Annotated in this window: 24 protein-coding genes and 1 pseudogene; 10 read left to right on the forward strand and 15 right to left on the reverse strand. The window is 70.4% G+C overall.

Annotated elements, in window-relative coordinates:
* Positions 1-17: 17 nt before the first annotated feature.
* Positions 18-662 (reverse strand): cysteine hydrolase, encoded by a 645-nt coding sequence (locus ACFVT2_RS24595; protein ID WP_390021375.1) that lies wholly within the window; start codon positions 660-662, stop codon positions 18-20.
* A 168-nt stretch (positions 663-830) separates the two neighbouring features.
* Between ACFVT2_RS24595 and ACFVT2_RS24600 the strand changes: the two genes are divergently transcribed.
* The 3 genes from ACFVT2_RS24600 to ACFVT2_RS24610 all read left to right on the forward strand — a co-directional run bounded on the left by ACFVT2_RS24600 (position 831) and on the right by ACFVT2_RS24610 (position 4482).
* Positions 831-1331, forward strand: coding sequence for a pyridoxamine 5'-phosphate oxidase family protein (locus tag ACFVT2_RS24600; RefSeq protein ID WP_390021376.1), 501 nt, complete (start codon positions 831-833; stop codon positions 1329-1331).
* A gap of 213 nt (positions 1332-1544) precedes the next feature.
* Positions 1545-3050, forward strand: a complete 1506-nt coding sequence (locus tag ACFVT2_RS24605) for an acyl-CoA synthetase (protein ID WP_390021377.1) — start codon at positions 1545-1547, stop codon at positions 3048-3050.
* The gene (locus ACFVT2_RS24610; protein WP_390021379.1) at positions 3043-4482 is read left to right on the forward strand and encodes a carboxyl transferase domain-containing protein; all 1440 of its coding nucleotides are present in this window, start codon (positions 3043-3045) and stop codon (positions 4480-4482) included. The genes ACFVT2_RS24605 and ACFVT2_RS24610 overlap by 8 nt, the downstream gene beginning before the upstream one ends.
* Before the next feature lie 131 nt (positions 4483-4613).
* On the opposite strand, the gene ACFVT2_RS24615 is transcribed toward ACFVT2_RS24610, so the two are convergent.
* Entirely contained in the window at positions 4614-5573 is a 960-nt protein-coding gene (locus ACFVT2_RS24615) for a LysR family transcriptional regulator (RefSeq protein ID WP_390021380.1), read from the reverse strand.
* Between the two features lie 75 nt (positions 5574-5648).
* Here ACFVT2_RS24615 and ACFVT2_RS24620 point away from each other — a divergent pair, with 75 nt between their 5' ends.
* Positions 5649-6659 carry a DMT family transporter gene (locus ACFVT2_RS24620; RefSeq protein WP_390021381.1) on the forward strand — a complete coding sequence of 337 codons (1011 nt, stop codon included), beginning with the start codon at positions 5649-5651 and terminating at the stop codon, positions 6657-6659.
* A gap of 315 nt (positions 6660-6974) precedes the next feature.
* Here the strand turns inward: ACFVT2_RS24620 and ACFVT2_RS24625 are convergent, their stop codons facing one another.
* Positions 6975-8306: an aminotransferase class I/II-fold pyridoxal phosphate-dependent enzyme gene (locus ACFVT2_RS24625; protein ID WP_390021383.1), complete on the reverse strand. Its 1332-nt coding sequence runs from the start codon at positions 8304-8306 to the stop codon at positions 6975-6977.
* A gap of 35 nt (positions 8307-8341) precedes the next feature.
* Between ACFVT2_RS24625 and ACFVT2_RS24630 the strand changes: the two genes are divergently transcribed.
* Both ACFVT2_RS24630 and ACFVT2_RS24635 read left to right on the forward strand, forming a co-directional pair.
* Positions 8342-9010, forward strand: a complete 669-nt coding sequence (locus ACFVT2_RS24630; protein ID WP_390021384.1) for a pyridoxamine 5'-phosphate oxidase family protein — start codon at positions 8342-8344, stop codon at positions 9008-9010.
* Positions 9011-9019: 9 nt separating this feature from the next.
* Complete coding sequence (locus ACFVT2_RS24635; RefSeq protein ID WP_390021386.1) at positions 9020-9697, forward strand: FMN-binding negative transcriptional regulator; 678 nt, start codon at positions 9020-9022, stop codon at positions 9695-9697.
* Between the two features lie 135 nt (positions 9698-9832).
* Here ACFVT2_RS24635 and ACFVT2_RS24640 read toward each other — a convergent pair whose 3' ends face one another.
* A complete protein-coding gene (locus ACFVT2_RS24640) occupies positions 9833-10849 on the reverse strand; it encodes an NAD(P)/FAD-dependent oxidoreductase (RefSeq protein ID WP_390021387.1) in 1017 nt (338 codons plus the stop codon).
* 83 nt (positions 10850-10932) lie between these two features.
* On the opposite strand from ACFVT2_RS24640, the gene ACFVT2_RS24645 reads away from it, so the two are divergent.
* A complete protein-coding gene (locus ACFVT2_RS24645; protein WP_390021389.1) occupies positions 10933-11559 on the forward strand; it encodes a helix-turn-helix domain-containing protein in 627 nt (208 codons plus the stop codon).
* Positions 11560-11639: 80 nt separating this feature from the next.
* On the opposite strand, the gene ACFVT2_RS24650 is transcribed toward ACFVT2_RS24645, so the two are convergent.
* Positions 11640-12275 carry a TetR/AcrR family transcriptional regulator gene (locus ACFVT2_RS24650; RefSeq protein ID WP_390021390.1) on the reverse strand — a complete coding sequence of 212 codons (636 nt, stop codon included), beginning with the start codon at positions 12273-12275 and terminating at the stop codon, positions 11640-11642.
* Between the two features lie 169 nt (positions 12276-12444).
* Between ACFVT2_RS24650 and ACFVT2_RS24655 the strand changes: the two genes are divergently transcribed.
* On the forward strand, positions 12445-13185 hold the full coding sequence (locus tag ACFVT2_RS24655) for a hypothetical protein (protein ID WP_390021392.1): 741 nt from the start codon (positions 12445-12447) through the stop codon (positions 13183-13185).
* Positions 13186-13202: 17 nt separating this feature from the next.
* On the opposite strand, the gene ACFVT2_RS24660 is transcribed toward ACFVT2_RS24655, so the two are convergent.
* From ACFVT2_RS24660 to ACFVT2_RS24670, 3 genes are all read right to left on the reverse strand, one after another.
* Positions 13203-14165, reverse strand: a complete 963-nt coding sequence (locus ACFVT2_RS24660; RefSeq protein ID WP_390021394.1) for a DMT family transporter — start codon at positions 14163-14165, stop codon at positions 13203-13205.
* A 179-nt stretch (positions 14166-14344) separates the two neighbouring features.
* Entirely contained in the window at positions 14345-15505 is a 1161-nt protein-coding gene (locus ACFVT2_RS24665; protein ID WP_390021395.1) for a DMT family transporter, read from the reverse strand.
* Between the two features lie 99 nt (positions 15506-15604).
* On the reverse strand, positions 15605-16138 hold the full coding sequence (locus tag ACFVT2_RS24670; protein ID WP_390021397.1) for a Clp protease N-terminal domain-containing protein: 534 nt from the start codon (positions 16136-16138) through the stop codon (positions 15605-15607).
* A gap of 494 nt (positions 16139-16632) precedes the next feature.
* Here ACFVT2_RS24670 and ACFVT2_RS24675 point away from each other — a divergent pair, with 494 nt between their 5' ends.
* Positions 16633-17061 (forward strand): SRPBCC family protein, encoded by a 429-nt coding sequence (locus ACFVT2_RS24675; RefSeq protein ID WP_390021398.1) that lies wholly within the window; start codon positions 16633-16635, stop codon positions 17059-17061.
* Between the two features lie 49 nt (positions 17062-17110).
* On the opposite strand, the gene ACFVT2_RS24680 is transcribed toward ACFVT2_RS24675, so the two are convergent.
* The 3 genes and pseudogenes from ACFVT2_RS24680 to ACFVT2_RS24690 all read right to left on the reverse strand — a co-directional run bounded on the left by ACFVT2_RS24680 (position 17111) and on the right by ACFVT2_RS24690 (position 18924).
* On the reverse strand, positions 17111-17737 hold the full coding sequence (locus tag ACFVT2_RS24680; protein ID WP_390021399.1) for a PadR family transcriptional regulator: 627 nt from the start codon (positions 17735-17737) through the stop codon (positions 17111-17113).
* A 602-nt stretch (positions 17738-18339) separates the two neighbouring features.
* A pseudogene (locus tag ACFVT2_RS24685) lies at positions 18340-18471 on the reverse strand (helix-turn-helix domain-containing protein); the annotation flags it as partial.
* An 87-nt stretch (positions 18472-18558) separates the two neighbouring features.
* Positions 18559-18924 carry a VOC family protein gene (locus ACFVT2_RS24690; protein ID WP_046929261.1) on the reverse strand — a complete coding sequence of 122 codons (366 nt, stop codon included), beginning with the start codon at positions 18922-18924 and terminating at the stop codon, positions 18559-18561.
* Positions 18925-19020: 96 nt separating this feature from the next.
* On the opposite strand from ACFVT2_RS24690, the gene ACFVT2_RS24695 reads away from it, so the two are divergent.
* Positions 19021-19986, forward strand: coding sequence for a helix-turn-helix transcriptional regulator (locus ACFVT2_RS24695; protein ID WP_390021400.1), 966 nt, complete (start codon positions 19021-19023; stop codon positions 19984-19986).
* 70 nt (positions 19987-20056) lie between these two features.
* Here ACFVT2_RS24695 and ACFVT2_RS24700 read toward each other — a convergent pair whose 3' ends face one another.
* The 4 genes from ACFVT2_RS24700 to ACFVT2_RS24715 are packed head-to-tail and all read right to left on the reverse strand — an operon-like array spanning position 20057 to position 24805.
* Complete coding sequence (locus ACFVT2_RS24700; RefSeq protein ID WP_390021401.1) at positions 20057-20929, reverse strand: TniQ family protein; 873 nt, start codon at positions 20927-20929, stop codon at positions 20057-20059.
* Entirely contained in the window at positions 20926-21957 is a 1032-nt protein-coding gene (locus ACFVT2_RS24705) for a TniB family NTP-binding protein (RefSeq protein ID WP_390021402.1), read from the reverse strand. The genes ACFVT2_RS24700 and ACFVT2_RS24705 overlap by 4 nt, the downstream gene beginning before the upstream one ends.
* Positions 21954-24035, reverse strand: coding sequence for a Mu transposase C-terminal domain-containing protein (locus ACFVT2_RS24710; protein ID WP_390021404.1), 2082 nt, complete (start codon positions 24033-24035; stop codon positions 21954-21956). Before ACFVT2_RS24710 ends, ACFVT2_RS24705 begins: the two co-directional genes overlap by 4 nt.
* On the reverse strand, positions 24023-24805 hold the full coding sequence (locus ACFVT2_RS24715; RefSeq protein WP_390021405.1) for a TnsA-like heteromeric transposase endonuclease subunit: 783 nt from the start codon (positions 24803-24805) through the stop codon (positions 24023-24025). The genes ACFVT2_RS24710 and ACFVT2_RS24715 overlap by 13 nt, the downstream gene beginning before the upstream one ends.
* Positions 24806-24907: the final 102 nt, after the last annotated feature.

Raw genomic sequence — 24907 nt, forward strand, 5'->3', positions numbered from 1 at the left:
CGCGCCCCGCCGTCTGGTCAGCGGGCGCGCCGTGGGTGCTGCCAGCAGGTGAGGACGTCCTCAGTGGTCGTCACGGTGGCCACCAGGGACAGGGTGTTGCGGACCATCGCGGAGGTGTAGTCGGCGGGCACCCCCGCGATGGCGTCGGCCGGAACGACCGCCGTGTAACCGAGGTTGACCGCGTCGAACACGGCATTCGGGATCGCCACGTTCGCCGAGACTCCGGTGATGACGAGCGTGCGACACCCGAAGTTGCGCAGCAGCGCGTCCACATCCGTGCCGGCGATCGGCGAGAGGCCGTGCAGTCTGCGCACCACCAGGTCGCTCTCCGACACCGGTATGGGGTCGGCGACGCGCACCGCGGTCGACCCGATGGTCTGGCGCACCGGCAGCCGCTCGGCCGCACGGAAGAGCCGGGCGTTGCGGCTGGCGCCGCGGCCGTCGGGGCGCCGTTCGGCGACCGCATGCAACACCTGGATACCGGCGTCGTGAGCTGCCGCCACCAGGCGGGCGATCCGCATCAGCGCCCCTGAGCTGCGGGCCGCTTCGGCCAGTTCGGGCAGTGCGCTGTCGGTGCCGACCACGCCGCGCTGGCATTCGACGGTGAGCAGCACGGTCGTGGCCGGGTCCAGCTGCTCGACGAGCCGGGTGTCCGAAGGCATCGGCGTTCCCCTCTGCGGAAGACGCCCCGGCGTCCGCGCTCTACGGGCGGGCGCCGGGGCGGCGGGCCGGGAGGCGCGAGGGTACCGACCATTGCGTCCGGCAGGAAGAGCCCCCATGATTTCTGACACTCCATCAGACTTGGCAGACTTGGGGAAAGGGCGGCGAGGATGACCGAGACACCGCGCACGGCCGGCACGCCCCGGACGGCAGCGCCCCAACGGCGCGGCCGCCGGATCATGATGACCCCGTCGGAGTTGGACGCCTTTCTGGCCGCGCAGCGGACCTGCCGGGTCGCCACGGTCGGTACGGGCGGCACGCCGCATGTGGGCGCGCTGTGGTTCGTCTGGGACGGGACGGCGCTCTGGCTGTACTCGATCACCCGGAGCAAGCGGTGGGCGCAGCTGCGCAAGGACCCGCGGATCGCGGTGGTCGTGGACGACGGGCACGAGTACGCGGAGCTGCGCGGCGTCGAACTCACCGGCCGCGCGGAGTTCGTCGGCGAGGCGCCGCGCACGGGAGGCAACTGTCCGGAACTGGTCACTCCGGAAAGGCTGTTCGCGGAGAAGAACTTCGGGCTCAAGGAGATGCCGCACGACGGCCGGCACGCCTGGCTGCGCCTGACGCCCGAGTCGGTGGTGTCCTGGGACTTCCGCAAGATCCCGAACTGAGCGCCCGACACCTCGCGTCGCGCGACCGCCGCGGGCAGCCGCCCCGGCCCGTCGCGCCGGCCGAGTTATCCACAGGCAGGCGGCGCGTCGATCACAACGTCGGCGGTCTCTGCGAGAGTGGTCTTCGTCAGCCCGTTCCGCGCGGCGGCGCGTGCGGGATCGGGACAGCTCCGGCCCACCGGGCCGGCAGCCGACACGAACGAAGGAGACCCGGTGAACGTGCTCTTCCCCGCCCTGCGCGACGGCTCGCCCGCACCCGCGCTGCGCTTCGGTGACCGTACCCTCACCCATCGCCAACTGGCCGCGGTGGCCGGCCCGCTCGCCGAACGGATCGGCGCACTCGCCCCCGGCAGCGCGCCCCGGCTCGCGGTCTGGGCGACGCCGACGCTGGAGACGTCCGTCGGAGTGGTCGCCGCACTGCTCGCCGGGGTGGCCGCGGTGCCGGTGAACCCGAAGATCGGTGAGCGTGAGCTGACGCACATCGTGACGGACAGTGCCCCCTCGTTGGTCTTGGCCGAGCCGGGCACCACCCTGCCGGGCCCGCTGGCCACACTCCCCCGCATCGACGTGGAGGTCACCGCGCCCGCCGAGGAGCCGGTGCCCGGTCCACTCCCCCCGGAGCCGGGCGACGAGTCCCCCGCCCTGATCGTCTACACCTCCGGGACAACCGGCCCACCGAAGGGCGTCGTCCTCCCCCGCCGCGCCCTCGCCCGCACCCTCGACGCACTGGAGGACGCCTGGCAGTGGACGGCCGACGACGTGCTGGTCCACGCCCTGCCGCTGTTCCACGTCCATGGCCTGATCCTCGGTGTCCTCGGCCCGCTGCGCCGCGGCGGAAGCGTCCACCACGTGGGCCGCTTCAGCACCGAAGCGGTCGCCCGGGAGCTGTCCGCGGACGGCACGATGCTCTTCGGCGTACCGACGATGTACCACCGCCTCGCCCTCGACGCCGGCGAGAATCCGGCCCTCGCCAAGGCGCTGGGCCGCGCCCGGCTGCTGGTCTCCGGCTCCGCCGCACTGCCCCTCACCGACCACGAGCGGCTCACGGCCGCCACCGGCCGCCGAGTGATCGAGCGCTACGGCATGACCGAGACGCTGATGAACACCAGCGTGCGCGCGGACGGCCCCGACGCCACCGGCACGGTCGGCGTCCCCCTCCCCGGGGTCTACGTCCGCCTCGTCGACGACGCGGGCCAGGCCATCGAGGCAAGCGACGGCGAATCGGTCGGCGAGATCCAGGTGCGGGGCCCCAATCTCTTCTCCGAGTACCTCAACCGCCCCGACGCCACCGCCGCGGCCTTCGACGGCGGCTGGTTCCGCACCGGCGACATGGCCGTGCGGGACGCCTCAGGGAACTACCGCATCGTCGGCCGCAAAGCCACCGACCTCATCAAGAGCGGCGGCTACAAGATCGGCGCCGGCGAGATCGAGAACGCCCTCCTGGCGCACCCCGGTGTCGCCGAGGCGGCCGTCACCGGTGAGCCCGACGAGGACCTGGGCGAGCGGATCGTCGCCTGGATCGTGCCCGAGGCCGGCCCCGCCGCCGGCTCGCCTCCCTCCGCCCAGGAGTTGGCCGATCACGTCGCCCGCCAGTTGGCTCCCCACAAGCGGCCGCGCATCGTGCACTTCCTCGGCGCGCTCCCGCGCAACGACATGGGCAAGATCCTCAAGCGGGACCTGCGGGCCGCGGCACCCCCCGCCGGAGCCGGCGATGCATGAGCACCCGGCGCGCGACGCGGCCCCGCTGCCCAGCCTTCGCCTGACGGCCCGTCAAGCCATCGCTGCCGTCATCGACTCCTCCACCGAATTCACCCCCACCACCGCCCCAGGAGAGCCCCCCACACCCTCACATGCACCGGGCGTCCCACTCCCTCCCCCCGACGGCCCGCTCGGCTGGCACGGTTACGACGCCTCCCGGCAGCGCGCCCGCGACCGGACCGGCGAGGAGGAATCGGTGCTCACCGCGCTCGCCACGATCGGCAACACCGAAGCCGTGGTGCTGTCCTTCGAGTTCGGCTTCCTCGGCGGTTCCCTCGGCGAACGCACCGGCGACCGGCTGGAGGCCGCCTACACCGAGGCACGCGAGCGGCGTCTACCCCTCGTGTCGCTGATCGCCACGGGTGGCAGCCGGATGCAAGAGGGCATGCGCGCCCTGTCGCAACTCCAGCGGGTGGCCCGACAGTCAGCGCTCAACCGCGCCGCGGGACTACCGCAGATCGCGGTGCTCCGCGACCCGACCACCGGCGGGGGTTGGGCGACGCTGGGCGCTGGAGCCGATGTGATCCTCGCGCTTCCCAAGGCCCAAGTCGGCTTCGCCGGCTCACGCGTACGCCCGCCGGACGCCGATCCCCACGCATACTCCGCCGAGGGGCAGTTCGCGGCTGGCCAGGTAGACGCCGTCGTCCCCGCCGACGCTCTCCGCGCCGCACTCCAGCGCTGGCTCCACCTTCTCGGCGCCGCTCCCACACCACTGGGCGAACCACCCCAGCCGGCCCCCGTTCCGTCCGCGCTGGGCACCACCGGTCTGCCGGAAACCGGCTGGGACGCGGTGGAGCGGTCCCGCGACGCCCGGCGCCCGCGCGCCGAGGCGTATCTGCGGGCGTACTTCGACGACTGGGAGGAGATCAGCGGCGACCGGTGCGGCGGGCGCGACCTCGGGATGCGCTGCGGTTTCGGCCGCCGTGACGGCCGCACCATCGCCTTCGCGGCCCAGTGCGGTAAAGCCACCCGCCCGGCCGGCTTCCGCACCGCGACCAGGCTGATACGGCTCGCGGACCGACTCGGCATTCCGGTCCTCACCCTCGTGGACACCCCGGGCGCCGCCAACGACGCTGATGCCGAACGCGCAGGCGCCGGCGCAGCCATCGCCGACACCTTCGCCGCGCTCGCCGCCGCCCGCGTCCCGGTCACCTCGCTCCTCATCGGCGAAGGCGGCTCGGGCGGCGCACTGGCCCTGGCCGCCCCGAACCGGCTCTGGGCCACCCCGGACAGCTACTTCTCCGTGATCGCCCCGGAAATGGCCGCCGCCATCCTCAAACGCGGCCCGGACGAAATCCATCACACCGCCGACCAACTCCACATCCGCCCGCAGGACTTGCTCGAACTGGGAATCATCCAGGACATCGCCCGCCCGGAATCCGCGACTGGGTGAGGAGCGTTCCCGTGGGGGGCGGAGGGGGCGGGGGCAGGGGCGGGAGGGGAGGCGAAGCGAGACCAACGGAGCCCAAGAGCCACCGCCCACAGCGGCCTCCCTCTCCCGCCCCCTCAACCACCCCCAACCCCTCAGCCGCCTCCCCCACTCGGCGGCCGACCATCCCCCATCCCCATCCCGGCATCCACGGCATCCACCGCCTCCGCGGCCTTCCGAAGCTCCGCCACGGCTGCCCGGATCGAGGGCCTACGGTCGGCATCCGCGCGCCAGATGGCGTATACGTGGCGCCGCATGGGATGGCGTACGGGCACCACGCTCACGCCCTCCGGCACCGGCCCGCGCCCCAACCTCGGCGACACCGCGATGCCCACCCCCGCAGCGATCAGGGCGAGCTGGGTCTGATGCTCCTCGGCCATATGCGCAATACGGGGCTCCACGCCTTTGCTACGCAAGGTGAACATCAGCCAGTCATGGCAGAACTCCGCCCGCGGCCAGGAGATCCACTCATCGTCCGCGAACTCCTCCAGCTCGACGAACTGCCGCCCGGCCAACGGATGGTCCGACGGCATCGCCACATCCGACGGATCGTCGAGCAACGGCGCCTTCGCCAACCCGTCGGGCAGTGACAACGGCCGGTTGTACCAGTCCAGTACGACGGCCACATCGACGTCACCGCGGACCACGCCGCGCACCGAGTCGTCCGGCTCCATCTCGTGCAACCGCGGGCGGAGCTGCGGGTGTTCGGCGCGCAGGGCAGCGAGCGCAGCGGGGAACAGTCCGCGCACCGCGGTCGGAAAGGCACCCATCCTCAGCTCACCCACCGGCCGACCACGATGGGCTTCCAGCTCGGCCTGCGCCAGCTCCACCTGGGAGAGGATCCGAGCCGCGTGATCGGCAAGCAGGCGTCCGGCATCGGTCAGCCGGATCCCCCGCCCGTTCTTCGCCAGCAGTTGCTGCCCCGTCTCGCGTTCCAGCTTGGCGATCTGTTGGGAGACCGCCGACGTCGTCACATGCAGCCCCTCGGCGGCCGCACTGACCGAACCGTGCCGAGCGATCGCAGACAATGTCCGTAGCCGATCAAGGTTCAACATATAAGCAATGCTAAGCGATACCTGCCATTAATTATTACTTGTGCTACGAATTTGAATCGCTGCATCGTAGACGCCATGAGCACCACCGACGCGGCCACCGCGCCCGCCACCTCCATCGACACCCCCACCCCCGGACCTACGCCGGCACCAGTACTCACTGCCAGGACCAAGGTCGCCTCCGGCCCCACCCAGGACGGGCCCGCGCGCCGCGCCTTCGCCTGGCAGATCCGATTCGCCGTCCTCTGCCTGGTCTGGGGATTCAGCTTCCTCTTCATCAAGGTGGGGACCGAGGGGTTCGCACCGTTGCAGGTCACGTTGGGGCGGGTGGCCTTCGGCGCGCTGGTGTTGCTGGTGTTCCTCGTGATCAAGCGGGAACGGCTCCCACGCTCGGCGCGGACCTGGGGCCACCTCACGGTCGCCGCGTTCCTCCTCAACGCACTACCGTTCTCGCTCTTCGCGTACTCCGAGCTGACGATCCCCTCCGTCCTGGCCAGCATCTGCAACGCCACCTCGCCGCTGTGGGGCATGGCACTGTCGGTCGTGGCCCTCTCGGAAGACCGCCCCACCCGGCGCCGGGTCGCGGGGCTCGGCATCGGATTCCTGGGCGTGCTCACCGTCCTCGGCGCCTGGCAGGGCTTCTCCGGCACCGACCTGACGGGCACCGCCATGGCGCTGGGTGCCTCGCTGAGCTACCCCATCGGCTGGATCTACGTCCGCCGCACCCTCGCCCGGGACAAGCACTCACACCTCGCCATGTCCAGCACCCAGTTGCTGCTCGCCACCCTCCAAGTGGCCGTGGTCACTGCGCTGTTCACCCCGATGCCGACCTCGTTCCCCCTCGTCCCGCTGCTCGCCGTCTTCGCCCTCGGCGCCCTCGGCACGGGCGTCGCGTTCCTCCTGCAGTACGGCATGGTCGCGGAAGTCGGCCCCACCACCGCTCAGATGGTCACCTACTTCATCCCCGTCATCGCCACCGTGTCCGGCGTGGCCCTCCTCAATGAGCGCCTCACCTGGAACACCCCTCTGGGCGCCCTCATCGTCCTGGCCGGCGCCGCACTCACCCAGAGCAAGCCCCGCACCCCGTAGCCACGCACAACCACCCGTCCACCGCACCACCCAAGCCAAAGCCGAAGCCGAAGCCAATCGCCAGAAAGCTCTGCCTCCGCTTCCTCAGCCCCCGAATCCCCTCGGGGGCTATCCGCTCTCAGCCTCCCCCGCCGGCGCTTCCCCTCGCTCCACTCCCGCGACTTCGCCGGCTTCTGCGCGCACCGCCTCCCCCTGTGCAACTCGCTCGCCTCTCTCCCTCCCCCCCGCCCCCGGGGGCCCTCCCCCCCACCCCACCCCTCACCACCCGCCCAACACACCCAACCCCCTCCCCCCTCCCTCTACGCCCCCCGCCCCTCACTCATACCTCCGCGCCTCCCCCCTACCCGTCGCCTCGGCCACCGCGTCGGCCAGGGGGTTGATGTCATCGGCGGTGAGGCCGGAGACGGTGATCCGGATGCCTTGCGGGGATTGCATGCGGAAGCGCGCGCCGGGGGCGACGGCCCAGCCGGAGTGCACGAGGAGGGCGACCGCGCCGGTCTCGTCCGGGACCGGTACCCAGACGTTCATTCCGCTGCGGCCGCGCGCCGGGACTCCGCGTTCTTTCAGGGCGTGTATCAGGGCGTCCCGTCGCTCGCCGTATGCGCCGGCGATGGCCTTGGGGTCGATCGCGGCTGTTCTCCAGAGGTGTGCGACCGCGTGTTGGATCAGGTGACTGACCCAGCCGGGGCCGAGGCGTTGGCGGCCGCGGACCCGGTCGATGGTGACGGTGTCGCCGGTGAGTGCCGCGAGGCGTAGGTCGGGTCCGTATGCCTTGGCCGTCGAGCGGACGAGTACCCAGTGGTCGGTGATGCCGGAGAGCGGGTGCAGTGGGAGGTCGACTATGCCGTGGCCGTGGTCGTCCTCGATGAGGAGCACTCCGGGGTGTTGGCTCAGGAGGGTGCGGAGTTCGACGGCGCGGGGGCCGCTGATGGCGGCGCCGGTGGGGTTCTGTGCGCGGTCGGTGACGACGACCGCGCGGGCTCCTCCGTTGAGTGCTGCGGCCATGCGCTCGGGGATCGGGCCGTCGTCGTCCACGCCGACGGGTACGGGGCGGAGGCCGAGGGCGGGGATGAGGTCCAGCAGGCTGCCCCAGCCGGGGTCTTCGACCGCCACGGCGTCTCCGGGGCGCAGGTGTGCCGCGAGGACACGCTCGATGGCGTCGAGTGATCCGCTGGCGACGGCGATGGGGCCTTCTGGCACGCCGTCGCGGGTGAAGGCCGCTCGGGCGAGTGCTTCGAGGTCGTCGTCGACGGCGGGCATGCCGTAGAGGACGGGGCGTCGGGTGTTGCGTGCGGCGGCCTCGGCCAGTGCCTCTTCCAGCGCGGGGAGCAGGGTCGGGTCGGGGTTGCCGTCCGCGACGTTCCGTACACCGGGTGGTGCCACCGCTCTCAGTGCTTCGCGTGAGGTGCTGGCGGGCCTGGGGCGGACCCGGCTGCCGCGCCGGCCGGCCGTTTCGATCACTCCGCGGTCGCGGAGCGTGCGGTATGCGGCTGCGACCGTATTGGGATTCACCTCCAGATAGACAGCCAACTCCCTTAGCGGGGGCAGGATTTCGCCTGGTTGGAGCTCGCCCGCACCGACGGCTCGCTCCACACTTGCGGCAATGTCCGATGCGCGCCGCCCTTCGATCCGATATTCTCCTAGCACAAAGTTGATTATGTACTAGTGCAATGGAGTTCGCAATGGCTGAGGGTACGTCTTTTGCCGCGACGGAGCGCACCACCCCCACCCGTTCCCGGGAGCGCGCCCACTATGACGAGGCGACGGTGCACGCGATCCTCGACGAGGGCTACGTCTGCCACCTCGGCTTCGTGCGCGACGGCGCCCCGGTCGTCCTGCCGACGCTCTACGGCCGGGTCGGCAACCGTCTCTATGTGCACGGTTCGACCGGTTCGCGCCCGCTGCGGATGGCCGGCGAGCAGAGCGCGGACCCCGGTCTGGCGGTCTGCATCACGGTGACCCACGTCGACGGCCTGGTCCTCGCCAAGTCCGCGTTCCACCACTCCATCAACTACCGCAGCGTCGTGGTCCACGGCACCGCCCACCAGGTCACCGACGAGGCCGAGAAGACGGCCGCCCTGGACGCCCTCGTCGACCACGTCCTGCCCGGCCGCGCCGCGGACTCCCGGCCCGCCAACGCCAAGGAGTTGGCCGCCACGGCCGTGCTCCGCCTCGATCTGCACGAGGTCTCCGCGAAGATCCGCACCGGCGGCCCCAACGACGAGCCCGAGGACCTCGCCCTCCCGCACTGGAGCGGCGTCCTGCCCGTCTCTCCCGTGTACGGCGCTCCGATACCGGCCGACGACCTCGCCCCCGGCATCTCCGCGCCGGCCTACCTCTCCGCCCGCTGAGGATCGCCGATGCTCATCCACCCCTGGGACGCCCCCACCGACGACGCCGAATGGCAGGAGTGGCTCACCGCCCACGACTTCGGGCAGCTCGCGGTCAACGGCTCCCCCGGCGACCCCCCGTGGGTGCAGCCGCTGCACTTCGCCTACGACCCCGCGCGCCGCGAGGCCGTCACCCATCTCGCCCGCCCCAATCCCCTGTGGTCCGCGTTGGAGGACCGGCCGACGGTCCTGCTGAGCGTGGTCGACGACTACACCTTCATCCCCGGCCCGTGGCAGGCGGACGAGGGCCAGCCGCCCGAGCACGGGGTCCCCACCAGCTTCTACGCCGCGGTTCAACTCGTCTGTACGGCGTATGTGGTGGACGATCCGGAAGCCAAGGCCGAGTTGCTCCAGCGCCAGACGACGCACTTCCAGCCGGGCGGCGGCTCGGCCCCGATCGTGGCCGGCGCGGCCCCGTACGGGCGGCAGCTGTCCGGTATCCGTGGGCTGCGCCTCGAAGTGCACGACGTACGGGCCAAGTTCAAGTACGGCGGGAAGCGGACCGAGACGGTCCAGCACCGCATTTCGGAGCGGCTCGCGGAGCGGGGCGGCCCTGGTGATGCCGCGGCGCGCCGGCACCAGCAGCGCCGGCTGGCGGCTGACGGCGGTTCCGCGCCAGCCGCCAGCCGGTGGAGCGGGCGGCGGTAGGCGGCTCGGCCCGCGCCCGGTGAGCGGGGCACCGGATGGACGGAGTGCGGTTCCCTCCGGTGCGTTGCGTCGCTGATGGCCGCGGGTCGGCGGCTCGCTCGCGGCTTCGGGTCGGCGGCTCGCTCGCGGCCCTGGTCAGCGGCTCGCTTCCGCCGGTGCCCGGTGTTCCGCGACCGCCTGCTCGACCTCCTCCGCCACCAGGTCGAGGTTGAGGGCGAAGGCGGCGGCCGCCCCCATACCGGCGGCCGTCACCACCTGCGCCCGCGGATCGGCCACGTTCCCCGCGGCCCACACCCCGGGCACGCTGGTCCGGCCCGAGGGGTCGGTGCTCACCCAGCCGTCCTCGTTCCGGGCGCAGCCCAGTGCGGTGAGCAGGGCGTCGTGCGGCACCATCCGCGGGAAGACGAAGACCGCGGCGCGCGGTACCACGCGTCCGTCGGCCAGTTCGACCCCGCGCAGCCGGTCGCCCTCGGTCGCCAGTCGGGTGACGGTGCCTTCGGCGATCCGCACGCCGCGTGCCGTCAGCCGTTCCCGTTCGTCGTCGGTCGGGTCCATGGTGTGCGGGAAGAAGACGACGTCGGGCGACCACTGCCGCAGCAAGAGGGCGTGGTGGACCGAGCCCGGGTGGGTGCCGAGCACGCCGAGCGGCTGGTCGCGGACCTCGTAGCCGTGGCAGTAGGGGCAGTGCAGGAGGTCCCGGCCCCATCGCTCCCGTAGGCCGGGGATCTCGGGGAGTTCGTCGCGCAGGCCGGTGGCCACCAGGACGCGGCGGGCGCGGAGCTCGGGGCCGCCCGCGAGGCGTACGCCGAGGGCGGGCGTGATCTCGGCCGCCTGGCCGGTGAGCAGTTCGGCTCCGTAGGTGGCCAGTTCGGCGCGGCCGACCTCCAGGAGGGCTGCCGGTGGCATCCCGTCCCGGGAGAGGAAGCCGTGCATCCGGTCGGCCGGTGCGTTGCGGGGTGCTCCGCCGTCGATCACTGCCACGCGTCGGCGGGCGCGGGCCAGGACCAGGGCCGCGTTCAGTCCGGCCGCGCCGGCTCCGACGACCACGACGTCCCACTCCGTGTCGCGGGCCGGGTTGCCTGCGTGGCGCGCGGGGGCGCCGTGCGCAGGGTTCTCCGCCCCGCTGTCGGGGCCGTTGTTCGTTTCGCTCATCGCGATCACCTCCGCCCGCAGGCTGCGTGATCCGTCGCGTTCTCAGCAATCTTTGTTGCCGAATCCGGGAATGGCACGGTGCAATGGCGGGTGTGGAACACTCAGCCGCCATTTCCCATGCCCTCGCCGAGGTCGGTCCGCGTCTGAAGCGGCTGCGGACCGAGCGGGGGGTCACGTTGTCCGCGCTCGCCGAGGTCACCGGGATCTCCAAGAGCACCCTGTCCCGCCTGGAGTCCGGGCAGCGCCGTCCGAGTCTGGAGCTGTTGCTCCCGATCGCGCAGGCCCATCAGGTCCCGCTGGACGAGTTGGTCGGGGCCCCCGAGGTCGGTGATCCGCGGGTCCGGCTGAAGCCGCGGCACCTGCACGGTGCCACGGTGCTGCCGCTGACCCGTCATCCGGGTCCGTTGCAGACCTTCAAGATGGTGATTCCGGCGACCCGGAGCACACCTGATGTCTGTACGCACGAGGGGTACGAGTGGCTGTATGTGCTCGCCGGGCGACTGCGGCTGGTGCTGGCCGACCGTGATCTGGTCATGGGGGCGGGCGAGGCCGCCGAGTTCGACACGCGGTTGCCGCACTGGTTCGGGAGTACGGGTGACGGCCCGGTGGAGGTCCTCAGCCTCTTCGGTCGGCAGGGTGAGCGCATCCATGTGCGGGCCAAGCCCCGGTCGCGTGCCGCCGACGCCGACGACGACGCCGACGAGCGCTGAACGGTGAACGCTGAGTCCGCGCCCTGGTAGACCCGTTACGCCCTTTACACCTGCTGCACCTGCTACATCCGTTACTCCTGTTACACCTGCGGCGGCTGTACGTCGCTCGGTGGGGCCTGGAGGAAGCGCTGGAGGATGAGGCGCAGGACGGGTAGTTGTTCGGCGGGCCGGAACGTCGGGTCGGTGGCCGCGCTGGTGTAGAGCGAGGCGATCAGGGCCAGCACCCAGGCCGCGGCGTCGTGCGGATCCAGTGCGGCGTCGATCTGGCCGGCGGCGGCGGCCCTGGTGAGCAGGGTCGTGACGGCGGCGTGCTCCTGGGCGCTGTCCCGTCCGAGCAGCGCATCGAGTTCGGGGTCGCGGTGAGCCTGCACGACGGCCTCCATGACCAGCGGCGGGGCCACGGGGTCCATCGCGTCGACGGTGAGGAGGTCCACGACCTCCAGCAGCGCCCCCCAGGGGTCGTCGCTCGCCTGTGCGCGGGCGAGTCGCTCGGCCTTGCTCTCCCCTTCTTCCCCGCCGTCGTCCTCGAAGATGGCGTGGAAGATGGCGCGCTTGTTGGGGAAGTAGTGGAACAGGTTGCCGGAGCTCATACCGGCCGCCTTGCAGATCTCCGCCGTGGTGGTGCGCTCGAAGCCTTTGACGGCGAAGAGTTGGGCTGCGGTGTGCAGGATGTGTTGGCGCCGGGCCCGGTGCTTCGCCGGGTCGATCTTCCTCATGCCGCTGCCGTCCTTCGTCCCGTGGCTTTGCGTCCGGTTGTTTCGCCCGGCGGTCCGGTGACCTCGCTCGGGGCGCGTCGGCCGGGCCCGCGGGCACAATAATAGACCGCGTACTCGGTTTATTATTGCGGCCGTGCACGGTCCGCATTCCACCAGGGGGAGCCGCCACATGGACATCGAGAAACCGCAGCCCACCACGCGCCCGGCCGGACCTCGTGCGGAGCCCGGGCAGCCGGCCCGTCCCACGGTCCTCGCCGACTCGTCCGCGGTCGTGGCCGCCGTCTGTGTGCTGTTCGCGGCGGTCGGCGCCGGCCTCGGCTGGCTGGTGCGGCTGCTCGCGAAGTGGCTGGTGACGCTGGAGCACGCGCCCTGGCAGGGCCCGGCCAGGCTGCTGACCGCGATCCCGGAGCCCTGGCTGACGATAGGTGTGCTGAGCGTGGGCGCGGCGCTGGGGTTGGCGGTGGCGCTCTTCGGACAGCACGAGGAGCTCGCCGTCAGCGTCTCCGACGACGAGGTGGTCCTCACCCGGCGGGCGAAGCCGCGGGCCTTCTCGCGCGAGGCGGTCCACCGGGCGTTCCGGGACGGGAAGGAGCTGGTCCTGCTCGGCGCGGACACCGCCGAACTCGCGCGGGAGGGCTGCAGCCTGAACGCCCAGCGTCTCGCCGAGGCGTTCCGCGCGCACGGTTACGCCTGGTCGGACGGCGATCCGCACGTGGACGAGTTCCGGCGCTGGGTCCCCGACACCCCGGGACTGCCGGTCGGCGCGAACGCCCTGTTCACCGCTCGTGAGCGGGCCCTCGGCAAGTCGGGGACGGCCGAGGACGCTCGGGAGCTGAGGGACGAGTTGGCCCGGCTGGGCGTCGTCGTCCGGGACAAGGACAAGCGGCAGTTCTGGCGGCTGGTCCCGTAGGACCAGCCGCCGTGCGGCTACCCGAGTCGGCGGCCGCGGCTGCGTGCCTCCGTCACCGCCAGCGCCGCGACGGCCGTGAGCAGGACCGCGGTGCCGGCCGCCGTCGACGTGGTGAGGTGCTCGCCGAGGAACAGCACCGCGATGGCCGCCGCCGAGACCGGTTCGATCAGGGAGATCACGGATGCCGTCGCGGCGCGGACGGCGGCCAGTCCGGCGAAGTAGAGGCCGTAGGCGAGGGCGGTGGGGATGGCGGCGATGTACCCGAGGAGGACCAGGCTGCGGCCCAGGTCGTGGAGGTGCGGCCAGAGGCCCTCGGCCGCGGCGAGCGGCAGCAGGCACAGTGCCCCGACCGCGAACGCGCTGATGGTCGAGGCGTACGGGTCGCTGCTGCCGCCCCGGCCGAAGCGGCGGGTGGCGAGGGTCATCACGGCGCAGGCGGCGGCTGCGAGCAGGGCGTAGCCGACGCCGGCCGGGCGGACCTCGGCGGCGCCGTCGCCGCCGAGGACGAGGATGAGCAGACCGCTCAGCGCCCCGCCGACGGCCAGGACGCCGCCGGCGCCCAGCCGTTCGCCGATGGTGAGGCGTGCCCCGATGGCGATGAGGACGGGGCCGGCTCCCATGGTGATGACGGTGCCGACGGCCAGGCCGGTGGCTTCGACGGAGGCGAAGTAGGCGGCCTGGAAGACGGCGAGGGCGATACCGGTGACCGCGACCCGCGTGGCACGGCGACGCGGCGTCTCGGCCGGGAGCGGGCTGGTGCCGACGGTGCGGCCGGTGCGGTGCCGCCGCGCCGCCCGTACGGCGAGCAGGAGCAGTAGGCCGCCGAAAGTGCGCCAGAAGGTGAGAGCGACGGGGCCGAGTCCGCTGCCCTGGTAGAGGAGCGCGGCGGCCGCCCCGGCGGTGCCCCAGGCGGTGGCGGCGAGGGATACGTAGGCGAGTCCCCGGCCCACGGGCAGGGCGGAGTGGGGTGTGCTGTGCATGGGAGGTGTACTCCGGGAAATCCAGGACGGCGCGGTGCGCCGTGGAGTGGTCGCGTGGTCCCGTGTGCGGGCAGCGTCGACCAGCTCGGGACTCCGCCCGGGCCGGGATTTTCCTCGGAGGTCGCCGCCCGCCTTACGCGGCGGGAGGGGGAAGCACAGTCGAATGCATGATCGTCAGCCTATGTCGCGGGTGAACCGGTCGACAAGTCGTCATCGGACGGTGCCGCGCAGCGGTCGTTCCGCGGCCCGTTTTGGCGCTCGTGGACGTCCGTGGCGGGCGCTCCTATGCTCGCCGCGGTGACGGTGCCGGTCTCCCCCGGTTCGGTTGGCGGTTTGGCCGACTGGGCGATGAACGCGCCGATCAGGACGACCGCGCCGCCGGCGATCTGGGGTGCGGAGAGGTGTTCGCCGAGCAGAACCCAGGCGAGCACGGTGGCGATCACCGCTTCCAGGCAGGCGACGACTCCGGCGACCTGCGGGGAGAGCCGGCGGATCGACACCACGCCGGTGAGGTACGCGGTCACCGTGGCGACCAGCACGATCCAGGCGAGGAGCAGCAGGGCGGGGACGCCGACGCCGTTCAGGTCCGCGGTGCCGCCCAGTACCGACCAGTTCATGGCCCAGGGGCGAGCGATGAGGGTGAGGATGACCGCGCCGAACAGCAGGCCGTAGGCGATGACCCCCAGGGGGTCCGGTGCCGCGTCGCCCGTGTCGTCGCCGCCGTGGTCGGAGAGGACGAAGTAGCCGACCTGGCAGCAGGCCGCGCCGAGCGCGAGGGCCAGGCCGACGGCGTCGAAGGTGAGGCCGCTCCACACCTCGACGACACAGGCCAGTCCGCCGACGGCCAGCACCACGCCGACGGCGGCGGCGCGGGTGACGGGGCGTTTCTGGACGAAGCGCACCCAGCCCAGGACAAGGGCGGGGGCGAGGTACTCGATGAGGAGCGCGACGCCGACGGGGATGCGGGAGATCGCGGCGAAGTAGCAGGCTTGGACGCCGGCGACGGCGAGCAGTCCGAAGCCGGCGAGCAGTGCGGGCCGGCGGCGGGGCAGGTCCCGGTGGCGCCAGGCGACGGGGAGCATGACCAGTGCGGCGCCGGTGACGCGCAGCCAGGTGACGTGCAGCGGTTCGAGGCCGGCGGCTATCAGGGGTTTGGCGGCGACTCCGGAGCCGCCGAAGGCGAGCGCGGAGACCAGGGCGAGACCGAGCCCGGCGCCGCGTCCGGAACGCCGGGCGGTGTCCGGGCCGAGGGTGGCCGGCTGCTGGGTCCCCCTGGACCCGGAGATTCCCTGGGCCGGGCTGGTCGTGTGACCTGCTCGGCTCCCCGATGAGGCGTGCATCGGGTCATCATGACAGCCGCGGTCAGCAGCGTCACCCCCCGAAACTCCTGTCTCACCAGGCGATACGCGGCCGGGGCGGGGCGGTGCGCGGCGGCCTGGTCAGTCCGGTCCGGGGCGCTGTTCGCCGTCGAGGCGGGCGGCGAGGCGGGTGGTGTCGACGGAGGCGCGGCGCAGGACTTCGACGGCTCGGGATTCGGGGTCGTCGACCAGTGCGGCGAGCAGGTCGAGGCAGCCGGCGCGGGTGGCATAGCGGGCGTGCGCGCGGTCGAGGGCGCCGTCCATGGCGGCGGCCGCGGCCGGCGACCAGCCGGGGACACCGCCTTCGGTGACCATGGGGACCGCGCCGGAGTCCTCGACGGTGCCGTGCCATTGGAGTCCGTAGCCGATGCTGCGTTGAACGAGGTAGCCGAGCAGGCGGGCGATCTGGTGACCGCCGTCGAAGACCTCGCGGACCGCGGGGTCCCACTCCAGGAGTCCGTGGAGGAGGTGTGCGGTGTCGACGTGACGGTCGCCGTCGCGGGTGGCTCGTCTGCGGGCAGCGGAAACCACCGACGCCAGCTCCACGGTGAGCTGACTGTCGAGGTCTTCCTGGGCGGAGCGTTCCCCGCCGCTGTACGCAGTACGGTTTTGCACAGCCCCCACCCCACCAGTCCTGAAAGGCTGGAGCATCCCCGGCGGGAAGCATTTGCGCATCCCACCTTGGTTGGGGAACCCCACACACGATCTCATCCTTACGGAGGATATGCGGAGAGATCGTGAAGGACGGGCATCCATCGCAAACGGGTGCACTCGTCCGTCCGGCCTCGTAAAAACCCGCCGGCCCGGAAGTGGGCGCCGCTTCTGCACCATGCGGGCCGATACCCGTCCGCCTGGGTCGACGACGTGACGCCGGACAGTTTGGTGCGGTGCAGTCACCGACGGCCGGACCGGCCGCCGCTACCGATGGAGCCGGCACACGGGCCGCGCCGACATCACGTGGACCGCCCGCCGACCCGCCCGTCGCGGCCCTGCTTCCACCCAGAACTGACGATCCATCAGCAAAGCCGGGTCATCGGTATTGAACCTTCGCCCTGGTGCGACTACGTTCCGCGCACCAGCCAGGAAGCCGTCACCGAAGGGGTGCTCGCATGGCCGATGTCACCGCCCAGACCCGGATCGAGGCACCGACCGAGAAGGTCTGGGGCCGGCTCACCGACTTCGACTCCTACGGGCAGTGGAACGCCACCCACACCAATTTCCCGCACGGCGGCCCGCAGCCCCTCCAGGTGGGCGCGGCCTACGCGGAGAACATGAAGCTGATGGGCTTCCCCGCCGAGGTGAGCTGGACCGTGCAGGAACTGGAGCCGGGCCGACTGCTCGCCCTCAAGGGCAAGGGCCCGATGGGCGTCAACCTCGGCATGCGCTACCAGTTGACGCCCGACGGCGGGGCCACCACGGTCCGGATCGACGGGTCCTTCACCGGCGCCGCGGTCTCCCTGATGGCGGCCAAGCTGACGGACTCGGCGAGCACCGCACTGGACGAGTCGCTGCGCAAGCTCGCCGGCCTGGTGACCTGAGCCGCCGGGGCGGCGGCACCGCCCGGCCCCGCCGCCCCGACCGACTGCCTCAGTCCTCCTCGGCGAGGATCAGATACAGCTCCTTGCGGGCCTTGTTGACCACCGCCATGGCCTTCTCCCGCTGCTCGGGACTGCCGGTGGCCCACACCTGACGGAACGCCTCGACCAGACCGCCGCCCGCCTTCCGTATCTCGTTCATGGCCTCCCAGTCGACGCCACGGCCGGCGTCCTCCCAGGGGGCGTCGGAGCCGCTGTCGGCTTCGGCGCGACCGGCGTCGGTCAGCGAGAACAGCTTCTTGCCGCCCTCGCTGGCGCTGGTGATCAGCCCCTCGTCCTCCAGCAGTTGGAGGGTGGGGTAGACCGAGCCGGGGCTGGGCTTCCACGCCCCGCCGCTGCGCTCGGCGATCTCCTGGATCATCTCGTACCCGTGCATCGGGCGGTCCTTGAGCAGCGCCAGTATCGAGGCGCGCACATCGCCGCGCCGGGCCCGGCCGCGCGGTCCGCCGCGCCCTCGACCACCCCCGAAGGGCGGGCCGCCGAAAGGCGGGCCGAATCCACCGAAGGCCGCCCGCCGGCGCTCGAATCCGCCGCCGAACTCCCCGCGGCCACCGCGGTGCCCGGGGCCCTGGTGCTCGTGCCGGCGCTCGGGTCCGTACTCGTATCCCTGGGAACGCATAGTGCGTCCTCCTTCTCATCGTCGGTGCATCACGCATGCACTATCGCTCGCAATCGTTGATCGATCGCGATGCGTCAACGATATATCGGAACCGTTCGGTAGACAAGGGTCCGCCCGCACCTTCCGGTTGACCTGTGACAGCGATCGTTGATCGGTTGCCAGGGAGAGTTGATCAAAGCTTGTTTGTGTCAGCTAAGAGCGACTGCATGGCTGTTTGTGCCAGCTCAGGCTGACCATTGCGTGTTTGACCTGTCTCGGTGAAGGTTGATCGCCTCGGCGCCGACGGTCTGGGACCGTGATCGATCGCCTGCCGGTCGTGCTTTAGAAGCCGATCACCTGGAGGCTGCCTGTCGGCGAGCGTGGCGGGCTGCCAGCCGGATCCGGAGGCGCCCGCCTTCCGCACTCCGCCGTCCGGTCTGGTGGATGCGAAGTGGATGATGGTTCGGTGACGAACATCAGTGACGACCATGTGAAGGTCCACTTCCGCATGGACATAGACGAAGACGGCTGGCCGCCGGCAAGTGTCGAGAGCCTTTGGGCCGTAGACCTCGGCGACAGCACGGTGCGGCTGGACAACACGCCCTGGTTCGTCCGCGGAGTCGCCAGCGCTTCACGGTCGGCCAGGACACCTGGAAGCGGGCCGCGACTTCGCTGATTGGCCAGCCGTCGTCAGCGACGAGTCGAGCGACTTTCAGCCGGTGACGCGGGGTGAGGGCCGCGTTCGAATGCGACATTTCTGAGCTCCTAGACAGGGTGAAAGGCCGGCCATGGTGTGTGGCCGGCCCTTCAGCTTGGAGATATGCGAGGAGGGATAGTGCAGGTCAGTCGACCGGGGAGACTCGGATGAGGTTGCCGTCAGGGTCCGTAATCACGAACGTGCGGCCGAAGACAGCATCATGCGGCTCCTGCACAACGTGGACCCCCTTCGAGGCCCACCTCGTGAAGATCTCGTCAATCGCCTGCGATGGCCCCGGCACCATGAGTCCGATCTCTGTCGTACGAGGGAGGCTCGGGACCGCGTGCTCGCTGTAGCCCGTCCACAGTGCGAACAGGACACCGGGGGCAGCTTCGAAGGCTACGTAGTGGGGACTGGTGAAGGTCGGTTCGATCTCGAACAGGTCGCTGTAGAAGGCGGTGGCGGCCTCGGCGTCGCGGACGCCGATCAGGAACAGGTTCGGTGCGGGCATGGAGTGCTCCTCAACTCGTTGATTTCTCGGTCCAGCACCCAGTGGATCACCCAATCGCGACGGAACCTGTCACCTTTTCTGAGAACATGGGTGAGCATGAAGGCTTCAAGGCTCCTGCATCTCCTGCTGCTCCTGCAGACCCGTCAGCGGCTCACTACCACGGAGCTCGCCGCGCGTCTTGAGGTGTCCCGGCGGACTGTGCTGCGGGACGTCGAGGCGCTATCGACAGCGGGCGTGCCCGTCTATGCCGAACGTGGGCGGAACGGCGGGATCGTCCTGCTCCCCAGTGCACGGCTCAGCGCATCCCATCTGGAACCACCAGAACTGGAGGCCCTATCCGTGGCCGGCTTGGACAGCGCACTACGTGAGCGAATGGGCCTAACTGCGGCGTGGGAGTCGGCCGAGCGCAAGATCGCCGCCCGCCAGGCTGCAGCACCTGAGTCGCCGAGCCCGCTGCGGCTGGCTGACCTTGTGCTTGTCGACAGCACCGCGTGGTTTGCTGCCCCCCAGGCAGCGGTCGAAGTATCGGATCTGGCCTCGACCCTGCGACACCGGCGACGCCTTCGGATCCTGTACCGGCGCAGCGCCGAGAGCCAGGCCTCGACACGGGTGGTCGACCCGTACGGGATCGTGGCGAAATCAGGTCGCTGGTATCTCGTCGCCGATGACCAGGGCGACAGCCGGCTGCTCGCTCTGGAACGACTGTCGGCCTTCGAACAGCTAGACGCACCAGCCGTGCTCCAACCAGGCGAAACCCTCCGCACCAGATGGGCCGAGTTGAAGAAACGCACTGAGGAGCAAGATCGCGTGAGCGTGACCATCCGCCTGCCGGAAAAGGGTCTCGACCTGGCGCGGCGCATCCTCGGCACCCGCATCCACCATGTCTCCGACGCGGAAAAAGGCTCGTGCGTCGTCGTCGTGCGCTACCCCGACATCGAGTCGGTGCGTCAGCTTCTTCAGTTCGGCGACCACATCGAGGTGCTCGCCCCTGAGACGGCCCGCGCACGCATCAGTCAGCTCGCCAGGGACCTGGCTGACAGACACTCAACCCCCGCATCGTGATTGCCGATCAGGTCCCCTGTTCTCAATCAACGTGCCCGGTCAGTACATCTAGCCACGTTCAAAGCACGGCCTAACTTCGTCGCGGCTGCTCAGGCCAGCCACGGGACAACCGATAGCACTTACGCGAGCACCATCGCCGAGTCCAGCCGTCCTTGCGGCGGTCAATGGGTTTCTGGCACTGGCCGCAGGACACCGGCCCGAAGAAGATGGATGGGTCAGCACCCCCAGACGACCATGTGCGGCAACGGCGGCTGCACCAACGGCGAGGGGGATCGGCGGGCGACTTCGCTTCTATCGGGATGCCGCAGAACACGCATGTCCTGGAAGGCAGGGGAAGCCCGTCCCTCTCGATCAGCAGGTCCCAGCGGGAGACCTGCAGTTCGCATGTCTCCGAGCAGGTGCGCTTGGCGATTTGAGGGGTCGGCGGCATGGGGCCTTCGCAAGCGGCGCAATCGCGGAATGGCTGCCGGTCAGCCGCGTCCTCTTCGCGGGAACGACGTTCGAGGTAGGCCACTCTGCGGCAGGCAGAGGAACAGAGCCGGTGACGTTGACCGAACTGGATCTTCATCGGCTGCCGGCAGATTCGGCAGGGTTCCATGACTGGATGCTTCTGGGGGACGCGGCATCGAGTCGAGCAGTAAACGGGCATGACGCCGAACGTGCGGGTGACCGCAAAGTCGGAGCCGCATCTCTTGCACTTGACGGTGTCGAGCGTCTTCCGTAGCTGTTCGGGGTCACGGCCGGTGACGGCGGCGATCCGTGCCCAAGTTGGACGGCCCTGATATCTGGGCGGTCCTGCGAGGAAGCGCCGCAGGTAGGCGGGCGGAAGGCAGTTGGCGCGGGCGAGGCGGGCGACGAAGGAGTAGCAGCCTTCACCGGCAATCGGCCGGACCTGGAAGGGAAGTTTAGCGATCGGCTCACTGTCCGCGGTGGGGTGGGTCACTTATCCGCGTCCGAGAGGCCGCCGGGGTGCCTGCGACGAGAGGCGATGTCCAGGTCGACTGCCAGTAGGCCGGGCTTGGTGATCTTCTCTGCGCCGGTGAGGATGGCATCCACGGCAGCTCCGCGGAGCTGATGGGCAAGGGTGCCGATCATGCCGCCCGTTCGGGTGTGCAGGAAGCGGTCCAAGCGAGTCAGGGTGCCACGTGTGTGCTGGTGCAGCAGGAGGTTCGCCTCCATCTGCGCGACCAGGCCCTTCCACTCCTTGTTGTAGGGGAAGGGGTGGGTGGCCACCGAGGTGAAGCGGGCGGCGATCTGGTCGCCGCGTGTGCCGGACAACAGGCCGCTGCCCTCGATGTCGATGCCGGCGTAGGCGAACGTCGCGGGGATGCGCTCGGAGAAGTACTTGAGCGTGTCGGACGCCTCGGCTCCCGTGCGGGTGTGCAGGGAGATGTTGTGGATCTCGTCGACCAGGACGAGGCCGGTGCGGGCCTTGGTGCAGACGCCGACCACGGCTTCGGTGAGGTCGGTGATGTTGGAGCTTCGCAGGACCGGGAGGCCGAGGAAACGGGCGAACTCAGCCGCGATCATGCGGGGTGTCGCGGCGGGCGGGACGGTGATGTAGATGGCCGGTATGCGCTCGTCCTGGCCAGGGTGCCGGCGGCGGTCCTGCAGCTCGTGCGCCAGCCCGAGCTGGGTCAGGGCGATCGTCTTGCCGGTGTTGGCCGGGCCGGTGACGATAAGGCCCCGACGGGCGCTGATGGCGCCGCGGTTGAGGATGACCAGGCGGCGTCCGCAGGTGACGGTGTGCCGGACGGTTGAGGTGGCGACCACCTGCAGGCGGGCATGGTGGTCGAGCCGGTCCTCGTCGTACTGATACCTGTCCTCTTTGGTCAGGGCGTCGTACTCGTCCTGCGTCACCATGGCCATCGGCTCGCTGATCGCCTCCGCGATGAACTCGCGCCAGCCGGGCAGGGCTGTCAGATAGCGGCCGAACTTGTCTTCCGGCTGGTCTGCCAGCGGCGTGCTCACGAACGTCTCCAGGGGTCCTCAAGCGGGTCGAAGATGCCCAGCGGGATCACTTCGGCCATCGTTTCCTCGTCCTCCGCCGGCGGCTCCGGCGAGGGTTGCGTCTCCGGTCGCGGCGGAGGCATGGCTGCTGCCGGTGTAGTGGCCTTGGTCCGGGCCGTGACACGACGGTCCGCCTTGGACCGCTTGGCCTTCCGGTTGTTTGCCGCCGGCTGTTCAGGGCCGGCGTGGGCGCGGGTCAGCAGGGCGGAGACGGCCTCGGCGAGTTCTTCCTCCGTGGCCTTGGGCAGCTGGTGGCTGACGTGGTCCCAGGCGAGGTCACCGAAGGGAACGGGCGCGCGGTTCAGGTACTTCCAGGTTGCCTGGATCCACTCGCCTTCGCCGCGGTGGTTGCGTACCCAGACGCGGGAGACGTCGTAGGGGTCACGGTGGACTTCCCAGAGCCCACGCTTGGCGGTGACCCCTGAGTCGCGCCGTCGCATCGGCCCCAGCTCGGGGGCGTCGTAGGTGCGGTTGTTGATCCGAATTCCGTAGGAGTTGACGGCCCGCCAGGCCGCTGGGAGGAGTTCCACGTAGTCCTGGCCGCTGAGAGCGACCGGGACGTAGCCGCAGGCCTCGACCAGCGCGGCGTACTTCTGGTTCGGCGTGAACAGCCGGCCCGGATGGTCGGGATCTCGCAGCCCCTCGTGAGGGCGGTTCTGCCAGTGGGCGACGATCCACTCGTCCAGTAGTTCCTGCAGTTCGGGCAGAGCCCACAGGTTCTCGCGCTCCGGGTGACGGCCACGGTGGTCGGTGTTGCGGCTGGTGTAGCCGGGGAGGAACTGGGCGAACATCGTGGCGACGGAGCCGAGCATCTTCTCGATGTGGCCCTTTTCGAAGGGCGAGCCCTTGTGCGTGGGCTGGAAGTCGATCTCCAGGAACCGGCAGGAGGCCCGGAAGTTGCGCGAGACGAACACCTTGCCGTGATCGCAGACGATCATCTCCGGGACGATCACCGGCTTGGCTGCCGCATGCTCCAGACGCTCATCGAGGGTCAGCATCCGGGCATGCGGCAGCACCGAGCGGGACATCTTCAGCGCGTCGACCCAGCCCGGTCTCATCAGCTCCGGGGTGACCGTGCGGGCCAGCAGCACGCTGGCGTCGACGGACTTCGTCGTGGGCCTGAGCACCGCCGCGGCCAGTGTCCTGGTGGCGACGTCGATCATGCCGGTGAGTTCGACCTTGCCGACCACTCCGTTGTCGAGGCGGACCATGACGTCCAGCGGTGTGGAGTCGATCTGCATGACTTCACCCGGAGCCGACACCGTCAACTCACCGAACGGGGCAGCAGCCCCATGGGCCTTCGACCTGCGTGTGACGGCCGACCCAGTCGCATGCGTGCCTGCCGTCAGCTTCGCCACCAGTCGGTAGAGAGTCCGTCGCGAGGGCAGCTCGGCCAGGTTCCCGCCATTCTCCCGAATGATCTCCCCGGTCCTCCAGATCAGGTAGGCCCCGTTGCGTGTGGAGGTCTCGACGCCCTCCTTGATCGCCTGCCGCATCGCCTCGACGACGGCGTCGGGCACGTCACCGAACTCCTTGTGCTTGCGGACCGAGCGGTGATCGACCAGCCGAGCCAGGCCGACCAGGCCTTCCTCCGTGTAACGGCGTCGCCGGAGGCCGACCGCTCCGGTTTTGATCTCGTGGCCAAGGGCTGCGAGTTCAGCCGCCTTGATTTTCTGGCGCGAGGTCACCGATGTGCCCGGTCCGTAGCCCGGTCGCGGTGGTGTGCCCGGTTCGGCGCCTGGCGGCAGCCCGTGCAGGACCTCAAGGACGTGTCCTTCCCACCACAGTGCCCGCTTCATCACCTCGGGTGCGAAGGTCTCCAGCAGCCCGGACTGGGGCAGAGGCATGCGTTCGGGCTGGAACAGGATCTCGAAGTCCGCGGTCTCGAATAGGTCGATCAGAGCGACAACGCGGTGCGGTGCCTCGGCGTCCTCCAGCACCGCGGCCCGTGCGGTGACCTCAAGAACCCCCCTCACTTGGCCCTCGAACCGGACCCTCTGGCCGACCACCAAGGCTGGCGGCCGCTTCAAGCTGCCCATCGGATTCCCTCCGTCCAGACGAGACTGTCGGTCTCCATAAGTCCTCCCGCCAGATCGGTCATCAGAGCGCCGGACCACAACAGATGGAACAGCACCGGCAGAACCTGCAACCGGTCTCCGACCAGCCCGGCGCCCTCCCATAGCCCCATCGGTTCGCGGAAGACCTCCCGGAGCCGATCCGCCACCGCCACCGGTCGGCCGCAGCGGGCCCGCCGGTATCGGGACAGCCAGCGGATGTTCGCCATGAACACCGGCTCGGGCCGCCCGACCCACTCGAACTCCCAGCCCACGGCTCTGCAGGCATGTTGGGTCGCCTCGAACGCCTCGCGCATCGCCCCGTCCATCTCGTCCGCAGCACGGACGTCAACGACGCGGGCGCGGCCATCGGCCAGCCGGACGAAGTAGTCAGGTGCGTGCCGACGCTTGCGTGTGCCGTCGTGCCAGTGCAGCCAGAACGGCTGCGAGGCGATCGCGACCACCTGCGGATCACGGTCCAGCAAGATCAGCCGGTCCCGCTCCAGCCACGACTCATAGCCCACGTGATCCCGCAACGTCGCCGCGTAGTACCAGCCGGCGAACCCGCGACCGTCCTTGTGCCAGTTGAATTCTCGCACCGGGTCCACAGCCTCGAACGGCGCGGCCCAGCTGGCCCCCAGCGATCGGCGTACAAGCGTGCCGTTGACGGAAAAGGCCAGGTCAAAAGCCGCAAGGGCAGCCCCTTCGAACACACCGACAGGTGCCCCCACCACGTCCCCCGCGTACCTGTACATCGAATGATCAACCTGCGGTGGCACAAACTAGTGTTGATCATCCTTCAGTGGCAATCGATCAGCGATCACTGGCACAGGTCACCGGTGTCCTGTCCTGTGACG

The organism is Streptomyces sp. NPDC058000 (genome assembly GCF_042886435.1).
GTDB lineage: Bacteria > Actinomycetota > Actinomycetes > Streptomycetales > Streptomycetaceae > Streptomyces.